Origin of the sequence: Paenibacillus sp. FSL R5-0378 (assembly GCF_038009285.1) — a bacterium.
Taxonomy (GTDB): domain Bacteria; phylum Bacillota; class Bacilli; order Paenibacillales; family Paenibacillaceae; genus Paenibacillus_AQ; species Paenibacillus_AQ favisporus.
The window spans coordinates 2,109,569-2,131,931 of record NZ_JBBPAY010000001.1 but is presented as its reverse complement, the minus strand read 5'-3'; the positions used below and the strand labels follow the sequence as shown (position 1 = coordinate 2,131,931).

Below are 22,363 nucleotides of genomic sequence, written 5' to 3'. Positions count from 1 at the left end.
TTTACGGTGAGATCATGAGACGGTTATCTTCTTCACGGTCTTCAAAAATAATTCCGTCCTGCTTATATTTCTTCAAAATGAAATTTGTCTTCGTCGACAATACCGAATCAATTGGCGACAGCTTCTCGGAAACGAAGTTGGCCACTTCCCGCAGGTTGCGCCCTTCCACTTCCACAAGAAGGTCGTAGGCTCCCGACATGAGATACACGGATTTGACCTGCGGATACAAATAGATCCGCTCCGCGATCCCTTCAAAGCCCCGCCCGCGCTCGGGCGTAATCTGCACTTCGATCAAGGCGGTTACCGTCTCGTCTTCAATCTTGCTCCAGTTCACGACCGCCGCATATTTTACGATGACATGGTCTTGTTCCAGCTCCGCGATCGCTTCCTTGACCGCTTCCTCTTCAACGCCGATAAGCGTTGCCAGCAGGGCCGGGGACCGTCTCGCGTCTTCGTTCAACAGGTCGAGGACCTTCAGTTTCAAATCCGTCAGTTGTTTCATACAGCATCCTCCAGCGCTTGTTCCACGGGCCTTCTTCACTATTACGACAAGGACCCGGGTTCGAGATTAATACTAATATTACATGAAATTATCATGCATGCAAAGCAAAACCGTCTCCCCGGCGTGGGCCGAAATGGAGACGGCAAAATGGGTCCATGCTTCATAGAAGCAGGATTTTGGGTACTTATTGTTATCCGCTTGGTGACGCCGCACATGAGAACTAAACGGCGCCTGCAACATACCCAAATTACATGTAATACGGGTTTTGGGAGCTTTGCTGCTGCTGGTACGGATTGGATGCCTGGGCATATTGGCCCATGCTGCTTGTTTTTTGCTGCACGAACTGACGGTTCTTTTGCTGCAAATTGCGCGCATCCTGAATCGACTTGTCCACATCTTGGCGAAGCGCCTTAGATGACGTGGAGTACATATTCAGCTGCTTCATCAGATTGTATAATTCTCCCTGCATGCGGAGCGTATCGTTCGTCAGCTGCGTAAACAATTGCCGCACGGTCGGACAGGAGGATTCCGTCGTTGCCGTGGTGTATTCGCGGACCGTTCTTTTCAGATCGGCCAGGATTGTGTACAAGAGGTCCTCGTCCTGCATGAACTGCGAGTTATTGGAAGTTTGATAATACATTGCGCTAATGCCTCCTAAGCTATCATTGTTGGGGACTCGTCGGCGCCAGCGGCTGGTGCTGCTGAATGGCCTGAACGAGCAAATCGATATGGTGGTCCAGCGACCGGATGTATTGCTGGCACGCCTGCTGAATCGTCGGGTTCTGCGTAGCAGCGGCCGTTGCCGCACACTGCTTGATCAACAGATCCTCATTGGAAATCGAATCGACGATATATTCCAGCTCCTTGCCGGTAATCGCCTGCATTTGATTGGACTGCATCGGTATTCCTCCTCTGGATATCTCTAACTCCATCCGTATTATGTCCCGGGGAAGGTTTTCTATGTATTGTCAGGCATGGCCTCTTCCACCGGCCGATCTGCCGGAACAGCTATAAATTGTGCATGCAGAGCAAATACTTTGAATACTACCGATAAGGGGCGAAACACACATATGATTCTGAATAAAGGGAATTTGGCATGGCCTTCTACATTGAAGCCGGCACCCGCTTATCCGGAACTTGATGAAGATCTCTCCTGCGACGTGCTGATCATTGGCGGCGGGATGGGTGGAGCCCTTCTCGCCCACAAGCTGTCCGGGACCAATCTTCAGGTGGTTCTGCTGGAAAAGGGACGGATCGCTGAAGGAAGCTCTTCAGCCAATACCGGACTGCTTCAAAGCTTCAACGATAAATCATTGACCTCCATCATCCATACGTTTGGCGAGCAGGCCGGCATCACCTTTTATCAAATGTGCAGGGACGCGATGAGCAAGCTCAAGGAAGCAGCCAGCGGTCTCAAACTGGAACCCGAGTTTATTTCCCGCAGCAGCCTGTATTACGCAAGCAGCGAAGAGGATGTGCCTTACCTCAAAGAGGAATATGAAACCCTTCACAGGCACGGCTTTGCAGCGTCTTATTGGAATCAGGCCGATATCGCTTCGCGGTTCCCCTTCTCCAAGCCCGCGGCGTTGTATACGACCGGCGATGCCGAAGTCAACCCTTTCCGGTTTGTGCACGCCCTCGTCCAGTATGCAGTGGATCATGGGATACGGGTGTACGAAAACAGCCCGGTGATTCATTTGGAGTATGGAGAAGACGGCGTTGTTTGTTATACGCGGAACCGCCGTATTTTTGCCCGGAAAGTCGTCCATGCGGGCGGCTATGAAACGCAGGAGGAGAAACCGGACCGAAACGCGCTGCTCCAGACCACCTATGCGATCGTCACGAGCCCCGTACCCGATTTTACCGGTTGGCACGAGCGCTGCCTCATCTGGGAGACGGCACGGCCGTACCTTTATATGCGGACCACCCCGGACAACCGCATCGTAGCAGGGGGCCTGGACGAGCATCCGGTCGATCCGGAGGAGAGGGAAGGACGAATCCGGCATAAAAGCGAAATGCTGCTGAACGAGATCAAAGCCCTTTTCCCCCGTTATGCCGGCATCCAAGCCGACTATGCATGGGCTTCGCTGTTCGGGCTCACCCACGACGGACTGCCCATGATCGGTCCGCATTCCCGGTATCCTCACAGTTATTTTATTGAGGCCTATGGCGGCAACGGGACGGTCTACTGCATGATTGCGGCGGAACTGTTAAGTGATGTTCTTTGCGGGAAAACGCGCCCCGAGCTGGACATTTTCTCATTGGAGCGGACCTCCAAACCGTCCCCCAATGCTCAGGTTCCCGGCTCCTGATTGGCAGATAAACCTTGCAGCCAGTATGTTCTTCCAGAAGTTAGAACTCTTCCCTACAGAAAATCCCCTGACTCCGAATGAAGGAATCAGGGGATTTGCTGTGTAAGCTGTGTAACACGATTGTTCAAGTGCGTGCCGATTTCCCCGGCTTGAGCAGTCGTCTCACGCAGATCCAGCTGAGGATCGGTGATGCGCCGAGCACGAGCATCAGCACGGTAATGGTGCTCTGGTCTTTGCTGAAGGACAGCACGATGATGAATATTATCGTACCGAGAAGGCGGCCGACCATCAGACTGAGCTCACGCAGAACGACCAGCTCGACCCGCTTTTCCACGTTTTCGTCGCTGGTCCCCATCAAGTCGAAGCCGGATGAGACCATCGGCAGGATGTACAGCGGCATAAAGATAGCCGTACCTATGCCGAGCAGCAGCAGGGTGAAATAATTGACCTTCCAGATCAGCGGTACCATGACTACCCACAGCAGCAGGGCGCCCACCAGCATGCCCGCGCTCCGGTAGGCCGGTTTAAACCATTTGCCCGCCAGCCAGTACGTTGCCAGGGAGACCGCGGACGTAATGAGCGAGAACTGCCCCAGCTTCGACTCCTGTTTCGTGGCAACAAACACAAGGAGATTGATCAGAAAGGCGAACACCCCTTCCCGAATCCCCTGTGCCGCCAGACCGGGGGCCATAAGCCGCCAGGGGCTGCCTTTGTCCTTCAGCTGCTTCACAGGCTCGAGCCAGGCATAGGTTCCGCCCTTTTTCCTCTTTTTCAAAAAGAAGCTCAGCACCACGCCGAGCGCATAAATGATCAGGGACGTCGTAAAAATAATCCGATACCCCCGGTCGCCCTTCAGCATGGAAATCAGCAGGCCGGAAAACCAGGGCCCGACAATGCCCGTAATGGAGCCGAGCAGGCCGACCCACCCGTTAAACAGGTCCCGGTTCTCAGGATCGGTGACTTCGAAATACACCACGTTAAAAGCAATCCAGAACAGCCCGATCGCAATCCCGAGCAGTATCCCAAGCGGCCAAATATAATAAATGGCCTTTTCCCCAACCCACAGAACCAGCAAATAAAAAAGGCCCGTCAGCCCGATCCCCAGCCTGAGGGCGTTCATTTTGTTATACTCCTTCACCCATTTGCCTGCCAGCCAAAAGGTGAGCCCGACGGCCAGCTGCTGGGCGACGGTAAACCATCCGATCATCGCGTAATCCTGTTTGCTTTTCCATAGATATACGTTGAGAAACGTGCCCGACAAGGCGCCGGATAAAACGATCAGCCCGTTAACGGCAAGCAGCAGTATCGTTTGCCGGTTCAGCCGCGCAGATGATTTTGATTTCATAATTACCCCCTTCATATCCGGGTCTACCTCATTAGTAGTTCCCTAAAAGGGGGCAAATCATCGGTCGGTTTGCTTTTTTTACGAATTCTTCTTCTCTTGGCTCAAGTGGTCGACCATCCGCAGCCGGTCTTCCTCGGCCAGATTGTATTCGACATGGAAGCATCCCGTGCAAATATACATTTGAACTTGAAAAGGCGGAGTCAATACCGGACCTTGGAGCACGCCGAAAGCCGCGGGCTTAAATTGTTCTCCCACCTGATGCGTGCCGGCAAGCACCATATAATCCCGGCATTTCGGGCATTCCGGCACTTCCTCCTGCTCATCCAGAATTTGCTCCACTGTCTCCTCGTAGTTCATGAGGTCATGGCTGTCTTCATACTTATCGAGCGTCCGGATCGACGGAGGCAGCTGCTGCATGTCTTCCTGATTCCAAAAAGGAACGGCTTTATCGTCATCCTCAGGAAGCTCCCAATCCGTACCTTCGATTCCCTCATGCTCCTCGTCTACGTCCGCTTCCTCTTCATCCGCACCCAGCTGGATGCTCAGCGTCCGGTAACCTTTCAGCTCATTGTGGCAGTAAGGGCATTCATCCTCGGGGCCCAGTTCCTCGTCCCATACGATTTCCGTCTGGCACCAAGGGCAAACCGTGGTTTCCATATGATCCATCTCCTTAATGTTTCATCAAATATACGACGCCCACAACAAAGAAGGCGACCGCAGCGACGAACAAAATCCTCGCCAAATTTTTCATGTGTTCCTCCTACATTAAACAGGCTCCAATCACATATGAAAGGGACACCGGGATCAGCATAGAGATCAGGCCGACCGACCGGTTATCCCGTTTAATTTCTTCGTCCACGGAAAACACCGGGGTTAAAAATTCGTACAGCAGGTAGGCGATAAACAGCAGCAGAAAGCCGTAGAAGGCCCACTTCATCATGTCATAGATCGACGTTTTGGACTCGATGCTGTACCTCAGCACATTGCAAAGGCCGAATATTTTGCCTCCGGTAGCCAAAGCGGCGGCAATATTGCCTCGTCCGATTTCATCCCAGCACTTGTACTTCGCCACGATTTCAAAACAGTACAGAAAGACGATCAAGCCCAGAATCGCTACCGAAAAATAACCAATCAGCGTACCGATCGGATAGGCCAACAGCAGATCAGCCCCGTTCTTCACTCCCAACATCCCCCTGTTCCCGGCCGAAATTCAGGCTCACACCCATATTATTTAAGCTCAACCACCGTCACGCCGGTTCCGCCTTCGCCGTAATTTCCCAGACGGTAACTTTTAATATGCTTGTGCTTGCGGAGATATTCCGAGATTCCCTGTCTCAAAATTCCCGTGCCTTTCCCGTGAATCAGGTATACTTGGCCGAGGTTGCCCAAAAACGCTTCGTCGATAAAACGGTCGACTTCGATGAGCGCCTCTTCCAGATTCGCGCCCCGCAGATCCAGCTCGCTGCGTATGTTGTCATCCCGCGTGCGCTTGACCGTAGTCGCATGCCGCTGCACCTGCTTCTCGGCCGGTTTGTTCGCATTCACCAGCTCGAGGTCGTCCAGGCTGACCTTCATCTTCATGATGCCGAGCTGCACCACGGCCTCCTTCGCGCCGGACAGCTCCACGACATGGCCCTTCTGGTTCAGGCTGTAGACCATGACTTCATCGCCGGGCTCGATTTGGCGCGGGGCCTTGGCCTTCGGTTTGGCCGCTCCCTTCTTGCGCTGCTGCGGCTCAGCCTCATCCAGCTGCCGGCGGGCGGCGATCAGCTTATGCTCCTTGACCGAAGCCCCTTCCTCTTTGGCCAGCTGCCGCAGATCGGCGATGATCTGCTCCGCTTCGCGGCGGGCTTTGGCAATGACTTCCTTGGCCTCGCCCCGGGCCTTCTCGATCAACCGGTCGCGCTGCTCCTCGAGCTTCTCGAGCTCCTGCTGGTGCCGGCTTCGGAGCTGCTCCATTTCCTGGCGCAGTTTCTCGGCCTTCTCACGTTCGTTTTCGGCGCCCAGCCGGTTTTCCTCGAGGGAGGCGATCATATGCTCGACGCGCTGATCTTCTTCTTTCACTTCCCCGCGGGCATAATCCAGGATCACCTGCGGAAGTCCGAGCCGCTCCGCAATCGCAAACGCGTTGCTTCGTCCCGGAACGCCGACGAGGAGCCGGTAAGTCGGACTCAGCGTGTTGACGTCAAATTCCATGCTGGCGTTGATGACGCCTTTGCGTTCATAAGCATAAGCCTTGAGTTCGCTGTAGTGGGTCGTAGCCACCATCCGGCAGCCCAGGCTGTGGATATGCTCCAGAATGGAAATAGCGAGCGCCGAGCCTTCCGCCGGGTCGGTCCCGGCCCCCACTTCGTCAAGCAGCACCAGGCTCTTCGGCGTCATATGGTTCAAAATACGGATAATATTGGTCATATGGCTGGAGAACGTACTCAAGCTCTGTTCGATGCTCTGCTCGTCCCCGATATCGGCGTAAATGGCGTCGAACACGCAAAGCTGGCTTCCTTCCTCCGCGGGAACGAACAGGCCGGACATCGCCATCAGGCTCAGCAATCCGATCGTCTTCAGCGTGACGGTCTTACCGCCGGTATTCGGCCCGGTCACGATAATGGAAGTGTACGAGTTGCCCAATTCAACGTCGATCGGCACAACCTTCTCCATGTCGATCAGCGGATGGCGTCCTTTCTTCAGCTTCAAGTATCCACGGTCGTTCATTCTCGGCTGGCTGGCCTTCATGACATGCGCCAGACGTCCCTTGGCAAAAATAAAGTCGAGCTGTCCCAGCAGATCGATATCGAGCAGAAGAAGATCCGCTTGTTCACCGACGAGCGCCGTCAGTTTTTGCAAAATAATTTCAATTTCGCGTTCTTCCTTCATCCGGGTTTCGCGCAGCTTGTTGTTCATCGCCACGATCGATTCCGGCTCAATAAAGAGCGTCGCCCCCGAACCGGACTGATCATGCACGATCCCGCCGAAATACGAACGGTATTCCGCTTTAACCGGAATGACAAAGCGGTCCCCCCGGATCGTAATGAGCTGGTCCTGCAGCATTTTGGCCACGCTGGAGGAACGGATCATCGAATCGAGCTTCTCCCGGATCCGCACCTCGCCGGATCTCAGCTCCCTCCGAACCTGGGCAAGCCCGGGACTGGCGGAATCGAGCACTTCGGCGCTTTCGTCGATGCATGCTTTAATAGCATCTTCCAGCGGCTTCTGCTCGGATAAATTTTCACTGATCCCCTCAAGCAGGGGAATCGGCTCGTCCTCGTGAACATTCGCGATGAACCGCTTGATCCGTCTCGAACCGTTCACGGTGTTGCCGATGGCCAGCAGCTCGTGCGGGCTTAAGGTGCCGCCGATTCTGGCGCGCTTCAGCGGAGCGGCGATGTCTGTGATGCCGCCGAAGGACGGATTTCCCTTCAGACGGTCCACGGTATACGCTTCGTCGGTTGCCTGAAGCAAACGCTTTACCGATTCCAGATCGGTATCGGGCTTCAAGGACTCGGCCGCTTCCCTTCCCATTGAGGTTTGGGTATAGGCAGCGCATTTATCTAAAATCTTGCGGTATTCGAGCGTATGCAAAATCTTGTCGTCCAACAGTATTCACTACTCCTCTCGTGCAATGCCTTTATTATATACGAAATGTTTGCCGCTTCGCCATTTGCAGCGCTAAATCATTCCATACATAACATGGCGAAAATTGAATACAATAAGGTTTGCATAACACAGTATCCATGTGTAAAGGAGGCCAGTTGCATGCATTTTCTGGGTCATGTCGTTCGATTTATCGTGTCTGCCATCGTCCTGCTGATCGTAGGATGGATCGTTCCCCAGTTTTCCGTCGGAGGGTTCTGGAGCGCTCTGCTGCTCGCTTTGGTTATCGCACTGCTGGGGTGGATTATTGAAGGAATCTTCGGCAAAAGGGTTACTCCCTTTGGACGCGGGATCGTCGGTTTCATCGTCAGTGCCCTCGTCATATACATCGCCCAATTTATTGTCAGCGGCGTTGAAGTTACCATTCTTGGCGCCATTCTCGCCGCCCTCGTCATCGGTATTATCGACCTGTTTATCCCGGTATCCGCATTTAATGCCGGAAGGGACAAGCGGTAAACCGTTTCAAGAATGAAAACCCCTGCCTAAGGACAGGGGTCTTTCCTTTTTTATCCGGCATAATCGGCTGCGTCTTCACCCGCGGTCACCACTTTATTTTTTCCCGTCCGTTTGGCCTGGTACAGCGCCATGTCCGCTTTTCGAAATAATGATTCCTTGTCGTCCCCCTGCTGGAAATTGCAAAGTCCGATGCTCACCGTAACCGGCTTCACCGTATGCGGCAGCTCGGTTCTGGCGATCCGTTCGCGCAGCTGCTCAGCCATCCGTTCTGCTTCTTCCAATGTCTTATCCGCCATTATGATGGCAAATTCCTCTCCGCCATAACGGGCGGCAAAATCATTCGGCGTCATCGTCGACATCACCTTCGAAGCAACCTCTTTCAGCACGACATCGCCCACCCGATGCCCGTAATTATCGTTGACCTTTTTAAAATTATCGATATCGATAATTGCCAGCTGCAGCGGAAGCTGATACTTCTCGCATTGCTCCAGCAGAGCCTCCAGGTATTCGTGAAACGCCTTGTGATTGTATAGCCCGGTCAGTGCATCGATTTTGAGCAGCTTGTCCGATATCGTTCTTTCCACCAGGAGCTGCTGCTCCGACTTCATGACCGATTCCAGATGGCGCATAAATTCCTTGACTCGGACCAAAATCGTATGACCAATCATGATGCTGACAATAAACACGCTTTGGATTTGGATGAATTCCTGAATGGGTTTCTGATAAAGGGAGCGTTCGGTGAGATAGATGAGACAGTACAGGAGGATCGTTAACGAGCCAAAGCCATATAGAAGTTTGCGGTCAAAATAAACGACGGAAATCAGAACGGGCAGAAGGAGCGCCATCTGTGCCCCGTCCACGATCGGCTGAATGATGAAATAGAACAGGTAGGAGAGCAAAAATCCGCAGCCGACCACAACCTGCTTCCGGTATTTAGGTTCGAATCGCAGCCAGGTCTGTGCCGCCAGCATGAGCAGCAGGATGCAGCCGTCCGGGATGCCCAGACGCAGCCAGTCCTCCGGCCCGTCCCCGGCGGTCACGGAAGGAATGCAGCCCAGCAGCAGCAGAACCGCCTCCGCCGCGAAAAACATCAGTGTCACGATCCAATAGGCGTTCAATATTTTGCGATGCCATAAATCTTCCAAAATCAACCCCGTGCGATTCATTGGAATGTCATTCCCCTAATCTTCTAAACAAGAATATTTGCGGGCTTCGTACATCGTCAATGCTCATTATATCTTAAATCCAAGATAAGCACTATCTTTTTTCCAGCTGATCCTTTTCCTGGGGGCGGCAAAATCAATGGGTGCTGCGTTCACCAATTTTTCAAATGAGCCTCGCCCAGACATATCCAACTTAAGGTATGATAAGGCATGGAACCAATTAAAATGATGAAGGTATACATAAAGGAGGATCACAAGTGAAGAAGACCCTGGCTGTCGTCCTTTCCTGCGTGCTGCTTCTGGTGCTGGCTGCTTGCGGGCAATCCAAGAGCGGCGATTCCGCATCGGGCAGCGGAGTCACCGAAACCGGTGTAGCCCCGAGCGAGGAATTGGTGATCAAGGCGACAAACTATGCATTCGATCAAAAAGAATATCATCTCAAAAAGGGCGTACCTGTCAAAATTACGCTTGAAAACGATGAGGGAAACCACGGCGTTCTCATTCCGGGTCTCGAGCTTCAGCTTGACGGTAAAAACAAGTCCGCGGTCGTCACACCGGAAAAAGCCGGCACTTTCGAAATGGCCTGCTCAGTGTTCTGCGGAGCGGGACATTCCGGCATGATTGCCAAAGTCATTGTGGAATAAAAGTTAGGCAGACTTGAACCCAAAAGTTAAAATCCCCTCGAAGTATGCTTCAGGATGATGCATGATCCGTCCTGCCGCTTACTCCGAGGGGATTTTCATTTAAGTGTGAAATGTGGGTGGTCTATAGAAGTCAACTCTGATCCTGTTCGATCAGCTCGATCCACTCGTTATATTCGGTCTGCAGCTTGGAATACTCGTCCTTGAGCAAGCGGTACTCTTCCTCCAGCTTGCCGGTCTTCTCCAGCTGAATCTCATGTTCTGCCTGCAGCAGACGGTATTGATGCGTCACCAGCTCAAAGCTTTCCCCCACCTGGCGAAGTTCATCCGCGACCGACTCCTTCTCGCTTTGGATCCGGGTAAGCTGCTGCTCGCCGGCAGCGATCTGCTGCTGCCAAGCCTCAAGCTCCTCTTGCAGCTCCAGCTCCCGGCTGCCCCACGCTTCCTGCTGGTCCATCATATCCTTCAGCTTATCCTGATAAGACTGCATGGATTGCTCGGCACTGCGCAGCAATCCGCGCAGCTCGGTCTCCCGGTCAGCCGCTTCATCCAGCTGCAGCGACGCTTCCTCCAGCTTCTTCACCGCGGCCTCTTTCTCCTCCAGCAGAAGCAGGTATTCGATTTCGGTATCCTCCTGGCGGCTCTGCGCCTCCTTCACCTGGCGCTGCAATTCCTCATACTGCCGCTGCAAGCCCTGATACTGCTGGTTCAAGCTGTTGTACTGTTCGCGCTGCGCTTCGGTTTGGCTCCGCAGCTGTTCATTTTGCTCCTGAGCTGCCCGGTTCACCCGCTGCAGCTCTTCGTACTGAGCCTGAACGTCCTTGGCTTGAAGATCCAGCTCTTCAAACCGTGCTTCAGCTTGCTCCTGCTGCTGGCGCAATGTGCCGTTGTCGCGGGCATATTCCTCGGACTGCAGCCGCAGGCGCCCGATCATTTCCCGGCTGTCCTCCAGCTGCTGCTCCAAATCCGCCAGCTGCTCTGCTCTGGCGTCATGCGCCTGCTGCAGTTCCTGATACAGCTCCTGGTGGTCATCATATTCCATCTGAAGCTCGTGATACTGCTCCTGCCGTTCTTCCAGCCGCAGCTGCAGCGCACGATACTGCTCTTGATGACCTTCGCTTTGCTGCTGCAAGGTTAAATATTGCTCTTCGAGATCTTCCAGCGCCCGGCGGGCCGTCCGATGCTCCGCCTGCTGTTCCTCGAGCTGCTCCTGAACCTCCAGATACTGATTCTCGAGGTCTTCCAGCGCCTGGCGGGTCGTTTGGTGCTCCTGCCGCTGCTCCTCCAGCTGCCGTTGTACGGCTCGATACTGCTCTTCGCGTTCCTTCAGCGCCTGGGCGGCCGTCTGCTGCTGCTCACGCTGCTCTTCCAGCTCCTGCTGCAGCAATGCGTACTCCTCTTCGCGTTCCTTCAGCGCCCGAGCGGCCGTCTGCTGCTGCTCACGCTGCTCTTCCAGCTCCTGCTGCAGCGCCGCATACTGCTCTTCGCGCTCCTTCAGCGCCCGAGCGGCCGTCTGCTGCTGCTCACGCTGCTCTTCCAGCTCCTGCTGCAGCAATGCGTACTGCTCCTCGCGCTCCTTCAGCGCCCGAGCGGCCGTCTGCTGCTGCTCACGCTGCTCTTCCAGCTCCTGCTGCAGCAATGCGTACTCCTCTTCGCGTTCCTTCAGCGCCCGAGCGGCCGTCTGCTGCTGCTTCCGCTGCTCTTCCAGCTCCTGCTGCAGCGCTGCGTACTGCTCCTCGCGTTCCATCAGCGCCCGAGCGGCCGTTTGCTGCTGCTCACGCTGCTCTTCCAGCTCCTGCTGCAGCAATGCGTACTCCTCTTCGCGTTCCTTCAGCGCCCGAGCGGCCGTCTGCTGCTGCTTCCGCTGCTCTTCCAGCTCCTGCTGCAGCGCCGCATTCTGCTCCTGCTGCTCTTCGAGCAGAAGCTGGGCGAGCTCGTACTGCTCCTCATGCTCAGCTACCTGCTTCCGCAGCTCGCCGCACTGCTGCTCGTATTCGCCTGAACGGCTCTGCAGCTCGGTATACCTTGCCTGCTGCTCTTCCCACTGCTCTTTCAAGCCGGCATAACGTTTCCGTTCCTCTTCCGCCTGAAGCTCCAGCTCCGCGTGTACTTCCCGTCTTCTCTCCAGCTCCTGCTGCAGGTTTTGTACGTTCTCCTGCTGCTCCTCCGATTGGATTTCGAGCTCGAGATACAATTCCTGCTGTTCCTCCAATTGAAGCCGAAGGTCCTTGAGCTGCTGCGCATATTGGCTCGACTGCCGCTCCAGGCCTGCAATCTGCTCCTCTTTGGCCTCGATCTGCCGGCCGTAATCCTGCAGATCCTGCTCCCGCCCTTGCAGCGCCTGCTTCAGCGATTCCAGCTCTTGCTCCTTCGCGGCCAGCACCTTCTGCTGGGCTTCCAGCCGCTCCTCCAAACGCTGAAGTTCCTCTCCCTGTTCCGAGGAAGAACGCTCCTGCGCCTGCAGCTTCTGCACCTGGGCTACGAGCTGCTGCTGCTTATCTGCCAGCTCCTGAGCAAGCTGCTGCAGCCGCTCCTCTTTCGCGGCCAGCTCCTGCCGGAGTCCTTCCCGCTGCTGCTCAGCTTCCTGGCGGAGCTTACTCTCGCCGTCGGCCTGCTCTTTCAGCACGCTCAGCTCGTCATGCAGCGAAGCCATGCCCGTCTCAAGCGTCTCGTTCTGCTCGCCGGCTTCCAGCACCTGCAGCTCCAATTCGCCGATCTCTTCCTTCTGCTTCTCGATCGTGCCTTGAAGGGTTTCGGCTTCGGCCGTAAGCTGGGCGATTTCGCCAGTCATTTTCTTGGAAGCCTCGCTGTAATCCTCAAGCAGCTTCTGCATGCGGCGGTGTTCCTCTTCCGAAGCGGCCGCCTCGTCCTTCAGCTTGCTGATCTGTCCGTTCAGCGCTTCCTCCTGTTCGGTCAAAGCCTGCACCTGCGCTTTGGCCTCCTCCTCGCGCACCAGCACGACTTGATGCTGCTGCCGCAGTCTGGAATAGGCCTCCTTGGCGTTCTTCAGCTCCTGCTCCATGTTCTGCAGCTTCTCCTGAAGCTCGCCGCTGCTGCCGCGAAGCTCGGTCAGCTGCTCCTGCAGCTCCTGAATAGAGGCTGCATGCTTCTCTTCGAGCTCCTTAACGGCTCCCTGATGCTTCTGCTCCAGCTCGGTGATCTTCGCGCGGTTGTTCTCCTCCGCCTCTTTCAACGCTCCGACCCGCTTCTGTTCGGCGGATTGCAGCGCTGCCGCATGCTTCCGCTCCAGCTCCAGCACGGCAGCTTTATGCCGTTCCTCCACAGCCTGCTTGTCCTTCTGCATTTGCTCCGCGGCCTGTTTCTCCTTGCGGAGCAAGGATTCCTTCTGTTCCGTCTCCCGCTTCAGCGAAGCGCGGAGCTGATCCAGCTCCTTCGTCAAAGAATTCCGGGTCTGCTCCAGACGCGCCGTAAGCTCGGACTTGGACTGCTCCAGCTCTTTTGCAAGCGCAGCCTTCTCCTGCTCCAGCCGCTTTTGCAGCTCTTCCTTCTCCTTCTTGATCTGCTGCGCTTCTTCCTTCTGCTTGTTGACTTCCGCCAGCTGCTCGTCCCGCTCGGACTGCAGCCTGGTGAGCTCCGAGCGCAGTTCGCTGCGCTCGCCGGTCAGCATCTTCACTTCGTTGCGGAGATCCTGCATCTGCACGGCTTCCTCCGCCATATGAACCGCGGCAAGAACGGCAATCCTAGGGGTGTCCAGCCGGGAATTGCTTTTGGAAATGGCATTCATCCGTTCATCGACATAACTGGCAATCTTTCGCATATAATCGGCACTGCTGCCGACCAGTTTATAAGAAGTCCCGTAGATCTCCACGGAGACGCGTGTACGATCAGGTGTAGTCACAGTTGTGCCCTCCTTCATATGTGTGTTGACTCTAAGATGTCTTGTTCTCTCCAATAAAAAAATCACATCGAATCTCTGTGTCTAAGGATTCGATGTGATTGGATTCAATTCCTGCTATTTTCTTAATTCCGCTTGAAACTTTTGCTCAAGGGCGCTGACGACTCCGGCATGCGCCGCGGTGACTTCCTCATCCGTCAGCGTGCGCTCATTGTGGCGGTAGACGAGCGAAATCGCGACGCTCTTCTTGCCTTCGCCGAGCTTGCTTCCGGTAAACACATCGAATACCTGTACGTTCTGCAGGAGCTCGCCCGCGGCTTCGCGGATCGTCTCAAGCAGGGAGCCCGCTTCCACGGCGCTGTCCACCACGACTGCAATATCCCGCTCCGAAGCCGGGAAGCGCGGAAGCTCCTGATATCGGATATCGAAATCGGCGTGATCGTACAGCGGCTGCAGCAGAATTTCGGCAACGTACACATCGCCGAGTCCGCGCTCCTGCTGCAATTCGGGATGCACCTGACCGAGCGTGCCGATCAGCACCTGCTCTCCGCCGCCATTGATCAGGTAGACGGAAGCCGAACGTCCGGGATGATATCCGGCCGGCTGGTTCGCCACGTACCGGATCGCTCCCTCCAGACCCAAATCCCCGAACAGCGTCTCCAGGGCACCCTTCAGGTCGAAGAAATCGACTTTCTCCGGCGCATGGTTCCACTGCTTCTGCCCGCGGCTGCCGCACAGCAGCAAGGACAGCACGTTCAGCTCTTTTGGCTGAACCGTCAGCGTCTCCTCCTGCGAGAAGAACACGTTGCCCACTTCGAACAGCGCCAGATCGTACTGCTTCCGGTTCGCGTTGTGCACCGCGATATCGAGCAGCTGCGGCAGAATGCTCGTACGCAGCACGCTGCGCTCCTCGCTCATCGGCATCGACAGCTTCACCGGCACGCTTCCTTCCGTCAAGGCCGGGAACAGCGCGGCCAGCTCCGGATGGGTGAAGGAGTAGCTGATCACTTCCTGCCATCCGCCATGGGTGAACAGTCTGCGGATTTCGCGGCGGATCGCCTGAGGCTTCGTATAGCCCCCCGGCGTTGTAGGCCCTTCGATCGCCGTCGTCGGGATATTGTCGTATCCATACAGGCGGGCAATTTCTTCGATCAGGTCGACGTCTTTCGTAATGTCTCCGCGGCGCGTCGGCACCTGCACTTCCAAAATGCCCTGGGCGGTATCCGCAGCGTGGAAATGGAGACGGCCAAAAATCGTCTTCACTTCCAGCATCGACAGCTCCGTTCCAAGGAACCGGTTCAGCTTGTCGAAGGACAGAACAATCACCTTTTCTTCCGCCTGCGCGGCACCGGCTTCGACGATGCCCTTATGAACCGTTCCTGCGCAATAACGGGCAATCAGCGATGCAGCCCGGTTCAGCGCCGGAATGACCGCACCCGGATCGACTTCCTTCTCGAAACGCTGGCTCGCTTCGGAGCGCAGTCCGAGCTGGCGGGAAGTCTTGCGGATGGTGCCTCCGTCGAACTTGGCCGATTCGAGCAAAATGTTCACGGTGCTGTCCGTAACCTCGGAATCCAATCCGCCCATGACGCCGGCTAATCCAACCGGCTTCACGCCGTCGGTAATGAGCAGCATGTGTGGCTCCAGCTTGCGTTCCTGGCCGTCCAGCGTCACGAGCGTCTCGCCTTCACGAGCCAGGCGAACATCTACGGCCCCGCCTGTCAAGTGGTCCGCATCGAACGCGTGCAGCGGCTGACCGTATTCAAGCATGACATAGTTGGTGATATCCACGATGTTGTTGATCGGACGGACACCTGCAGCCATAAGGCGGTTCTGCATCCACTGCGGCGACGGAGCGATCTTCACGCCCGTAATATAACGCGCGGTGTAATGGCTGCAGTGCTCAGGCGAGCTGATTTTGACCGAGATATGGCTGCTTGCCGCGTCAGCTACCTCAACCAGTTCCCTTTCCGGATCAGGCAGCTTGACGTCGCGGCCCAGAATAGCCGCCACTTCGTAAGCCGCTCCGCGCATACTGAGGCAGTCGGAACGGTTCGGCGTCAGGTCAAAGTCGAGTACTTTGTCGTCCAGGCCGAGCACGGAGGTGATCGGCGTTCCGATCTGCGCGTTCTCCTCAAGGACGAGTATGCCTTCCTGCTGCTCCTTCGGCAGCAGCTTGTCGTTCATGCCCAGCTCTTTGGCGGAGCAGATCATGCCTTGAGAAGCGACGCCGCGCAGCTTGGCTTTTTTGATCTCCAGACCGCCGGGCAGCAGAGCGCCGACCAGGGCAACGGGTACTTTTTGTCCGGCATCCACGTTTTTCGCGCCGCAGACGATCTGCAGGTCTTCGCCCTGTCCCGCGTCAACGATGCAGACGTTCAGTTTATCCGCATCGGGATGCTTCTCCTTGCTTTTTACATAACCCACGACGACTTTCGAAATACCGTGATTGCGGTGCTCAACCTCGTCGATCTCGATGCCCGCGCGCGTAATCTGCTCGGCCAGCTCTTCGGCCGTTACATTTTCCAGTGATACATAATCGGATAACCATTCAGTTGATACTTTCACTTGCGTTCCCTTCCTTCTTCCCGTATTCGCTAACCTTACGCTTACATGCGGGCAAACTGCTTCAAGAATGCCACATCGCCGCCATAGAAATGACGGATATCGTCGATTCCGTACTTCAGCATCGCAATCCGGTCCGGCCCCATGCCAAACGCGAAGCCGCTGTGCACTTCCGGATCGTAGCCGCCCTTGCGCAGCACTTCCGGATGCACCATGCCGCAGCCCAGAATTTCCAGCCATCCCGTATGCTTGCACACCCGGCATCCGCTGCCGCCGCATCTGGCACAGGTTACGTCGACCTCTGCGCTCGGCTCTGTGAACGGAAAGAAACTTGGACGAAGGCGGATCTGCGTGTTCGGTCCGAACATTTCGCGGACGAATTGCAGCAGCGTGCCTTTCAAATCGCTCATACGGATGTTTTCGCCGATCACCAGGCCTTCAATTTGGTAGAACTGGTACGAGTGCGTCGCATCGTCGTCGTCTCTGCGGTATACTTTGCCCGGGCAGATGATCTTCACCGGCACCTTGCCCTGCATGCTCTCCATCGTCCGGATCTGCACCGGTGACGTCTGCGTTCTCATCAGGAGCTCCTCGGTAATGTAGAACGTATCCTGCATGTCACGAGCCGGGTGGTTCTTCGGCAGGTTCAGCGCTTCAAAGTTATAATAGTCGGTCTCCACTTCCGGTCCTTCCGCAATGTGGTAGCCCATGCCGATGAAAATCTCCTCGATTTCCTGGATGACTTTGTTGAGCGGATGGGTGCCGCCTTGGGTCATTTTGCGGCCGGGAAGCGTAACGTCCACCTTCTCCGCCTGCAGGCGCTGCTCCGTTTCGGCCTTTTGGAAAGCCTGCTGCTTGGACTCGATCAGTCCTTCGATCGCTCCGCGCACATCATTGGCCACCTGGCCGATCAGCGGACGTTCCTCCGCGCTAAGCGCGCCCATGCCCCGCAAAATCTCGGTCAGCGCCCCCTTTTTCCCCAGATACTTCACGCGCAAATCGTTCAGCGTCTGTACGTCAGCGACGTCATTCAGCTGCGCGATCGCTTCCTGCCGCAATGCTTCCAGCTTTTCTTTCATGAACTTCCTGCCTCCTTCTTGAAATCGCCAATACATTTTTGACCAACAACGCCCCACAAAGCAGGGCTTTTGCCCCGGGTGACTGCTCAGATACTTGGCGGGGATCCTCATAAAAAATTCCCAAGAAATACAAAAAGGCCTTTTCTCCCCAAAAGGGACGAAAAGACCGTGGTACCACCCTTGTTAGACAAGCGAAAAGCCGTTTGATACGCACACGCGCACCTCTGGCCAGCTTGATCTCACTCTCATTCGATGTAACGGATCGAAAACCGTTATCCCCTACGCGGAATCCTGTCAGCAAACATGCTGGCGCGTGGATTCGTTCAGGGAACTGCTCCGGAGGGAATTTCAGCAGCCTGTTTCTGTAGAGACGCTCTCAATCTCCGGCGTCCCCTCCCTGTAAAGAGGCACTGCTTACTTATCTCCATCAACGCATTTGTCTTGACACATAAATTGGATTGCAATGGCTGATCCATACAGGTCATTCATTCACCGGAACCAGTCCGTTGACTATAGTCAATAATTATAGGCAAAAAAAGCTGTATTGACAAGTCCGAATCGCCTAAATCTATAGGCGTTCCCCTTCTCAGCATGCCCATTTTTTGCGGAACCAGACTTCATTCCTCAAATTAGAGCTGTTCCAGCTCGCTCCGGAGCCTACGGATATTCGTAATCCGTGCCGCAGCCTCCTCGTCGCTCCCACCGTCTTCGTTCAGCAGCCGGGTCAGCTCCCATTCCAGCGCCAGCCGGGCGTTTTCCCGGTCGGTATCCTCCTTCAGTGCTCCGTTATGTCTGGCCAGCTGCTCTTCCTCTTCTTGAACCGTGCCCTCAAACAGATGCGGTTCTTCCGTATGAGAGACGGTCAGCAGCCGGTCCGCGAGCTTGCGGATCAGCATCCGGTCATGGGACACGACGACCAGAGCACCCGGATATGCGGATAACGCCTCCTCGATCACTTCCCGCGTCGAGATGTCCAAATAGTTCGTCGGCTCATCCAGCACGAGCAGATTGGCCCCGGAGAAATACAGCTGCACGAAAGCCGCGCGGCATTTCTCCCCCATGCTCAAATCCCCGATTCGCTTGAACACGTCCTCCCGCTTGAACAAGAAGCAGCCCAGAAGCGTCCGCGCATGCGTCTCGGTCATCGAAGGCAGGCGGAGCAGGCTGTCCAGCAGCGTCTCCTCTTCGTTCAGCACCTCCAGCTCCTGCGAGAAGTAACCGATCTTCAGGGCCGGATGCTGCCATACCGTTCCTTCGCTTGGCACAAGCTCGCCCATAATCAGCTTGAGTAGGGTTGACTTGCCCGCTCCGTTCGGCCCCCGCACGGCCAGCCGGTCGCCGCGGGAGAGGATGAGGCTGAACTTGTCGAACAGCTTCTTCGTCCCGTAGCCGAAGGACAGCTGCTCAAGCCGCACCAGCACACGTGCGGAGAAACCACCCTCGCCCAGCTGCAGGTTGACCTTCGGTCCGCTTTTCGGCTTTTCCACGCTTTCGCTCTCGAGCCGCTCCAGCTCTTTTTGCTTGGCGTGATACCTGGAAATGTTTTTCTTGGCTTTCGCTTTGTAGTAAGGCAGCGCCGCCTTCGTTTCCGTATTTTTATCCGCCGATTTCTCGGCCTGGTGGAACCATTCCTGGTATTTGCGGATCGATTCCTCCAACGCTTCCCGGGCCTGCTTCTGCTTCTTATAGAGCGCCTCCTGCTCCCGAAGTTCGCGGTCCTTTTCCCGCCGGTAATCGGAGTAGCCGCCCTTATATTTTTTCAGCCCGCTCTCGGTCAATTCGCAGACTCCTGTCACTACCCGGTCCAAAAAGGTCCGGTCATGGGACACGACAATGACGGTGCCTTCGTAATGACGGAGCCAATCCTCCAGCCAGTTCATACTCTCCTCGTCCAGATGGTTGGTCGGTTCGTCAAGGAGCAGCACCTCCGGCCTTTTGACCAGCAGAGCTGCCAGCCTGACCCTGGTTTTCTGGCCGCCGCTCAGATCGGCAAAAGGGACCTGCCACAGCTCGGGACCGATGTGCAGCATGGTCAAATGCTTCTCCAGCCCGGTCTCCCAGTCAAAACCGCCGCTGAGCTCATACTGCTCAAGCCGCTGTCCGTATTCCTCCAGGAGATCAGAATCGACTTCGCCCGTCGCCATCGCCTGCTCCAGCTCCTTCAGCCGGCGCTTGATCTGCCACAGCTCGCCGCTTTCGCGCCCCGCCGCATCCAGTGCGGTCAGATACATCAACTCTTCCGACGTCTGCGTCATATATCCCCACTGCTCCAGCGGGACTCCGCGTTCCACGTTGCCCCGGTCCGGTTCCAGCTGCCCGGTCAGAATCTGCAGCAGCGTCGTCTTCCCCGCACCGTTGACGCCGAACAGCGCCAGCCTCTCGCCTTCATAGATTTCCAGGTCAATATTTTCAAAAACGGTCTTCCCTTTAAATTCTTTGGCTATATGTTTCGTTTTTACGATATTCAACATTAAGCATCACCCTTTAAAACATAAATTTGAATTTCCGTCGTTTCAGATAAACCAGCCGTTTCAGTCCAGCCCGGCCTCTGATCCATTTTCACGAATCAAAAAAGCCGCAGGCAGCATCGCCTACGGCAGGAAATTCGTTATCATTGTCTATGTCAAAAAGGGGGTTACCCGTCCGAAATACCGCCCCGAACATGATGATCCAGGCACGACATTACCCCATGAACACGTCAAAAACGCACAAAAAAGCATTATTCGTATCCATCGGTGAGGTATCCAGTCTCTGAAAATAGACATAACGATTCTCTTCCCTGCGGCAGGCGCAGAAACTGCATGGTTTCAACATTAAGTTGGTTTGCAGATTAGAGAAATCAGTCATGTTTATCCATCGGCTGTGTGGTTACCTCGTTTTCTTCAGGATGAAATGCTTGCTGCCATTTTAACAAAATTATCGGAAAAAGAAAAGCCCAATCCTGTTCGTCCACAGTCATGTACATCTCCGGATGTACATCGGCCGAAAGAAAATCACCACACGGTTCGATTACGCGGCCGGTCCTCCTTGGTATGCTGTACTCATCACGAAAAATGAATGAGGTGTTAACGATGGATCAATACTCAACTGATATTATTATCATCCTGCTTGTCATTTGGCTTACCGCAAGGGAAAGAACCTTTCGCCCTTCCAGCATGTGGATCGTTCCTGTGTTATGGGGGGCAATGACCCTTTCCTCCATCCCATGGGCGTCGGTAGGTCCGGTCGAAGTGGTGCTGTTCGTCGTGTTTGCCGCGGCAGGTTTGGCAACGGGGATCATCCGGGGTAAAATGGAAAAAATGCGCATGGGAACGGACGGCCAGGTAACCGTGCAGGGTTCCATTGCCAGCATTGTGCTGTTTCTCGCCGTGCTTGTTCTTCGGGTCCTTGCGCAGTCCTGGGAGCAGACACACGCCTTCTATCACATCGCAAATGCGCTGATGTTCATGCCGCTCGGTTCCATCTGCGCACGCCGGTACGTCATTTACCGGAGATATCAGGCGATGATGGGACAACGGGCATAAAGACCTGAATCACCGGCTTCAATGTGCCAGCTAAAGGAGACCTGCTATGGAAACAGGCAACGATGAACGAACAATACTGTCTTCCAATCCGGCCAGAAGGGCGCTGCTCAGTTTGTTGATCGTGTATTCCGCGATTCAGAACGGAATGTACGGTGAGCCTCGCGCGTTTGTTCCGGGCGTGCTGTTGACGTTGGCCGCGCTATGCCTGCAATGGCGTCCCCGGTGGTTTACCCGCCAGGGGCCGGCCCCCGCTTTTGCCGTGTGCGCCTTGCTTGGCATCTCTTCCATTGGGGTCATGCTGGGGCTTGGCGGCAGCTTGTATATCATCGTCTTTTTTCTGCTGGGATGGGTGAGTTACCGGCTGCCGGCATCGTACTCGGCTTCATACACCGTTCTAAATATAGCTGCCGCAGCGTGGATCCTGCTGGCTCAGCATCGGACTTTGGAAGCTGTGATGACCCAATGCCTGATTCTCGCGGCGGTTTATCTTCTATTTTTGGCCGGCAGGCTGCGCAGAACGACCCGAACGATGAAAGAAACGCATCTGCAGGAGCTGACGTCCGCTCATCAGGAGCTGGAGGCGGCTTACCGCAGCCTGCGCCAAGCTCACGAGGAGCTGGAGGAGACTTCCGAGCAGGCGCTGCGCTATGCGGTACTGGAGGAGCGCAGCCGGATCGCAGCCGACATCCATGACAGCATCGGTCACGGCCTGACCTCCGTGATCGTGCAGCTGCAGGCGCTGCCGTATATGATCGAAGCGGCGCCGGACGAAGCCCGCTCAACGCTCAGGCAAGTGACGGATGTGGCCCGCGGATGCCTTCAGGACGTCAGAACGGTCGTCCACGAAATGGGGCTTGTCCGGCCTGGCGAAGGGCAGAAGGAGCTCAGGAAGCTGACGGACACCTTCAGCGAGCGAAGCGGGATTCCGGTGGCCTTTACCATGGATATCCCCGGCACCATCGCCCCGGAGCAGCTGTACGTCCTTTACCGCATCCTTCAGGAGGCACTGACCAACATGATGCGCCATGCCCAGGCCACCCAAGCTGAGGTCCGGCTTATAGGTAACAAGGAAAGCCTGGTCTTGACCATCCGGGATAACGGCGTGGCGCAAGGTCCAATCCAGCCGGGATTCGGACTGACCACCATGCGGGAGCGATGTGCAAAAGCCGGCGGACGCCTGACGTTCACCCCCCTCGCTCCCCATGGCCTGGAGATTACCGCAAGCCTGCCGTTTTCCGCAGCGACACCCAATAACAGAGGGGAATGAAT

Annotated in this window: 17 protein-coding genes and 1 other annotated feature; of the genes, 5 read left to right on the top strand and 12 right to left on the bottom strand. The window is 55.5% G+C overall.

Annotated elements, in window-relative coordinates; genetic code table 11:
• Position 1: 1 nt before the first annotated feature.
• From MKY74_RS10075 to MKY74_RS10065, 3 genes are all read right to left on the bottom strand, one after another.
• Entirely contained in the window at positions 2 to 502 is a 501-nt protein-coding gene (locus MKY74_RS10075; protein ID WP_076170676.1) for an Lrp/AsnC family transcriptional regulator, read from the bottom strand.
• A gap of 247 nt (positions 503 to 749) precedes the next feature.
• The gene (locus tag MKY74_RS10070; protein ID WP_076170678.1) at positions 750 to 1,142 is read right to left on the bottom strand and encodes a spore coat protein; all 393 of its coding nucleotides are present in this window, start codon (positions 1,140 to 1,142) and stop codon (positions 750 to 752) included.
• Between the two features lie 22 nt (positions 1,143 to 1,164).
• Complete coding sequence (locus MKY74_RS10065; protein ID WP_076170680.1) at positions 1,165 to 1,401, bottom strand: hypothetical protein; 237 nt, start codon at positions 1,399 to 1,401, stop codon at positions 1,165 to 1,167.
• 171 nt (positions 1,402 to 1,572) lie between these two features.
• On the opposite strand from MKY74_RS10065, the gene MKY74_RS10060 reads away from it, so the two are divergent.
• The gene (locus MKY74_RS10060) at positions 1,573 to 2,814 is read left to right on the top strand and encodes an NAD(P)/FAD-dependent oxidoreductase (protein ID WP_076170682.1); all 1,242 of its coding nucleotides are present in this window, start codon (positions 1,573 to 1,575) and stop codon (positions 2,812 to 2,814) included.
• A 124-nt stretch (positions 2,815 to 2,938) separates the two neighbouring features.
• On the opposite strand, the gene MKY74_RS10055 is transcribed toward MKY74_RS10060, so the two are convergent.
• From MKY74_RS10055 to MKY74_RS10040, 4 genes are all read right to left on the bottom strand, one after another.
• The gene (locus MKY74_RS10055; protein ID WP_076170684.1) at positions 2,939 to 4,159 is read right to left on the bottom strand and encodes an MFS transporter; all 1,221 of its coding nucleotides are present in this window, start codon (positions 4,157 to 4,159) and stop codon (positions 2,939 to 2,941) included.
• Between the two features lie 78 nt (positions 4,160 to 4,237).
• The gene (locus tag MKY74_RS10050) at positions 4,238 to 4,816 is read right to left on the bottom strand and encodes a hypothetical protein (protein WP_084203916.1); all 579 of its coding nucleotides are present in this window, start codon (positions 4,814 to 4,816) and stop codon (positions 4,238 to 4,240) included.
• A gap of 103 nt (positions 4,817 to 4,919) precedes the next feature.
• The gene (locus MKY74_RS10045) at positions 4,920 to 5,348 is read right to left on the bottom strand and encodes a DUF350 domain-containing protein (RefSeq protein ID WP_076170688.1); all 429 of its coding nucleotides are present in this window, start codon (positions 5,346 to 5,348) and stop codon (positions 4,920 to 4,922) included.
• A 38-nt stretch (positions 5,349 to 5,386) separates the two neighbouring features.
• Positions 5,387 to 7,753 carry an endonuclease MutS2 gene (locus MKY74_RS10040; protein ID WP_076170690.1) on the bottom strand — a complete coding sequence of 789 codons (2,367 nt, stop codon included), beginning with the start codon at positions 7,751 to 7,753 and terminating at the stop codon, positions 5,387 to 5,389.
• A 159-nt stretch (positions 7,754 to 7,912) separates the two neighbouring features.
• Here MKY74_RS10040 and MKY74_RS10035 point away from each other — a divergent pair, with 159 nt between their 5' ends.
• Positions 7,913 to 8,266 (top strand): phage holin family protein, encoded by a 354-nt coding sequence (locus MKY74_RS10035; protein WP_076170692.1) that lies wholly within the window; start codon positions 7,913 to 7,915, stop codon positions 8,264 to 8,266.
• 50 nt (positions 8,267 to 8,316) lie between these two features.
• On the opposite strand, the gene MKY74_RS10030 is transcribed toward MKY74_RS10035, so the two are convergent.
• Complete coding sequence (locus tag MKY74_RS10030) at positions 8,317 to 9,432, bottom strand: GGDEF domain-containing protein (protein WP_076170694.1); 1,116 nt, start codon at positions 9,430 to 9,432, stop codon at positions 8,317 to 8,319.
• A gap of 254 nt (positions 9,433 to 9,686) precedes the next feature.
• Between MKY74_RS10030 and MKY74_RS10025 the strand changes: the two genes are divergently transcribed.
• Positions 9,687 to 10,073: a cupredoxin domain-containing protein gene (locus MKY74_RS10025; protein WP_076170696.1), complete on the top strand. Its 387-nt coding sequence runs from the start codon at positions 9,687 to 9,689 to the stop codon at positions 10,071 to 10,073.
• Positions 10,074 to 10,203: 130 nt separating this feature from the next.
• On the opposite strand, the gene zapA is transcribed toward MKY74_RS10025, so the two are convergent.
• The 4 genes from zapA to abc-f all read right to left on the bottom strand — a co-directional run bounded on the left by zapA (position 10,204) and on the right by abc-f (position 20,041).
• Positions 10,204 to 13,929, bottom strand: coding sequence for a cell division protein ZapA (gene zapA, locus MKY74_RS10020; protein WP_341012028.1), 3,726 nt, complete (start codon positions 13,927 to 13,929; stop codon positions 10,204 to 10,206).
• Between the two features lie 114 nt (positions 13,930 to 14,043).
• Positions 14,044 to 16,494, bottom strand: a complete 2,451-nt coding sequence (pheT, locus tag MKY74_RS10015) for a phenylalanine--tRNA ligase subunit beta (RefSeq protein ID WP_076170701.1) — start codon at positions 16,492 to 16,494, stop codon at positions 14,044 to 14,046.
• 41 nt (positions 16,495 to 16,535) lie between these two features.
• Positions 16,536 to 17,570, bottom strand: a complete 1,035-nt coding sequence (pheS, locus tag MKY74_RS10010) for a phenylalanine--tRNA ligase subunit alpha (protein ID WP_076170704.1) — start codon at positions 17,568 to 17,570, stop codon at positions 16,536 to 16,538.
• 150 nt (positions 17,571 to 17,720) lie between these two features.
• Positions 17,721 to 18,010 (bottom strand) — a binding site (T-box leader).
• 189 nt (positions 18,011 to 18,199) lie between these two features.
• On the bottom strand, positions 18,200 to 20,041 hold the full coding sequence (abc-f, locus tag MKY74_RS10005; RefSeq protein WP_076170706.1) for a ribosomal protection-like ABC-F family protein: 1,842 nt from the start codon (positions 20,039 to 20,041) through the stop codon (positions 18,200 to 18,202).
• A gap of 600 nt (positions 20,042 to 20,641) precedes the next feature.
• Between abc-f and MKY74_RS10000 the strand changes: the two genes are divergently transcribed.
• Positions 20,642 to 21,094, top strand: coding sequence for a CcdC protein domain-containing protein (locus tag MKY74_RS10000; protein WP_076170709.1), 453 nt, complete (start codon positions 20,642 to 20,644; stop codon positions 21,092 to 21,094).
• 46 nt (positions 21,095 to 21,140) lie between these two features.
• On the top strand, positions 21,141 to 22,361 hold the full coding sequence (locus tag MKY74_RS09995; protein ID WP_076170712.1) for a sensor histidine kinase: 1,221 nt from the start codon (positions 21,141 to 21,143) through the stop codon (positions 22,359 to 22,361).
• Positions 22,362 to 22,363 lie beyond the last annotated feature (2 nt).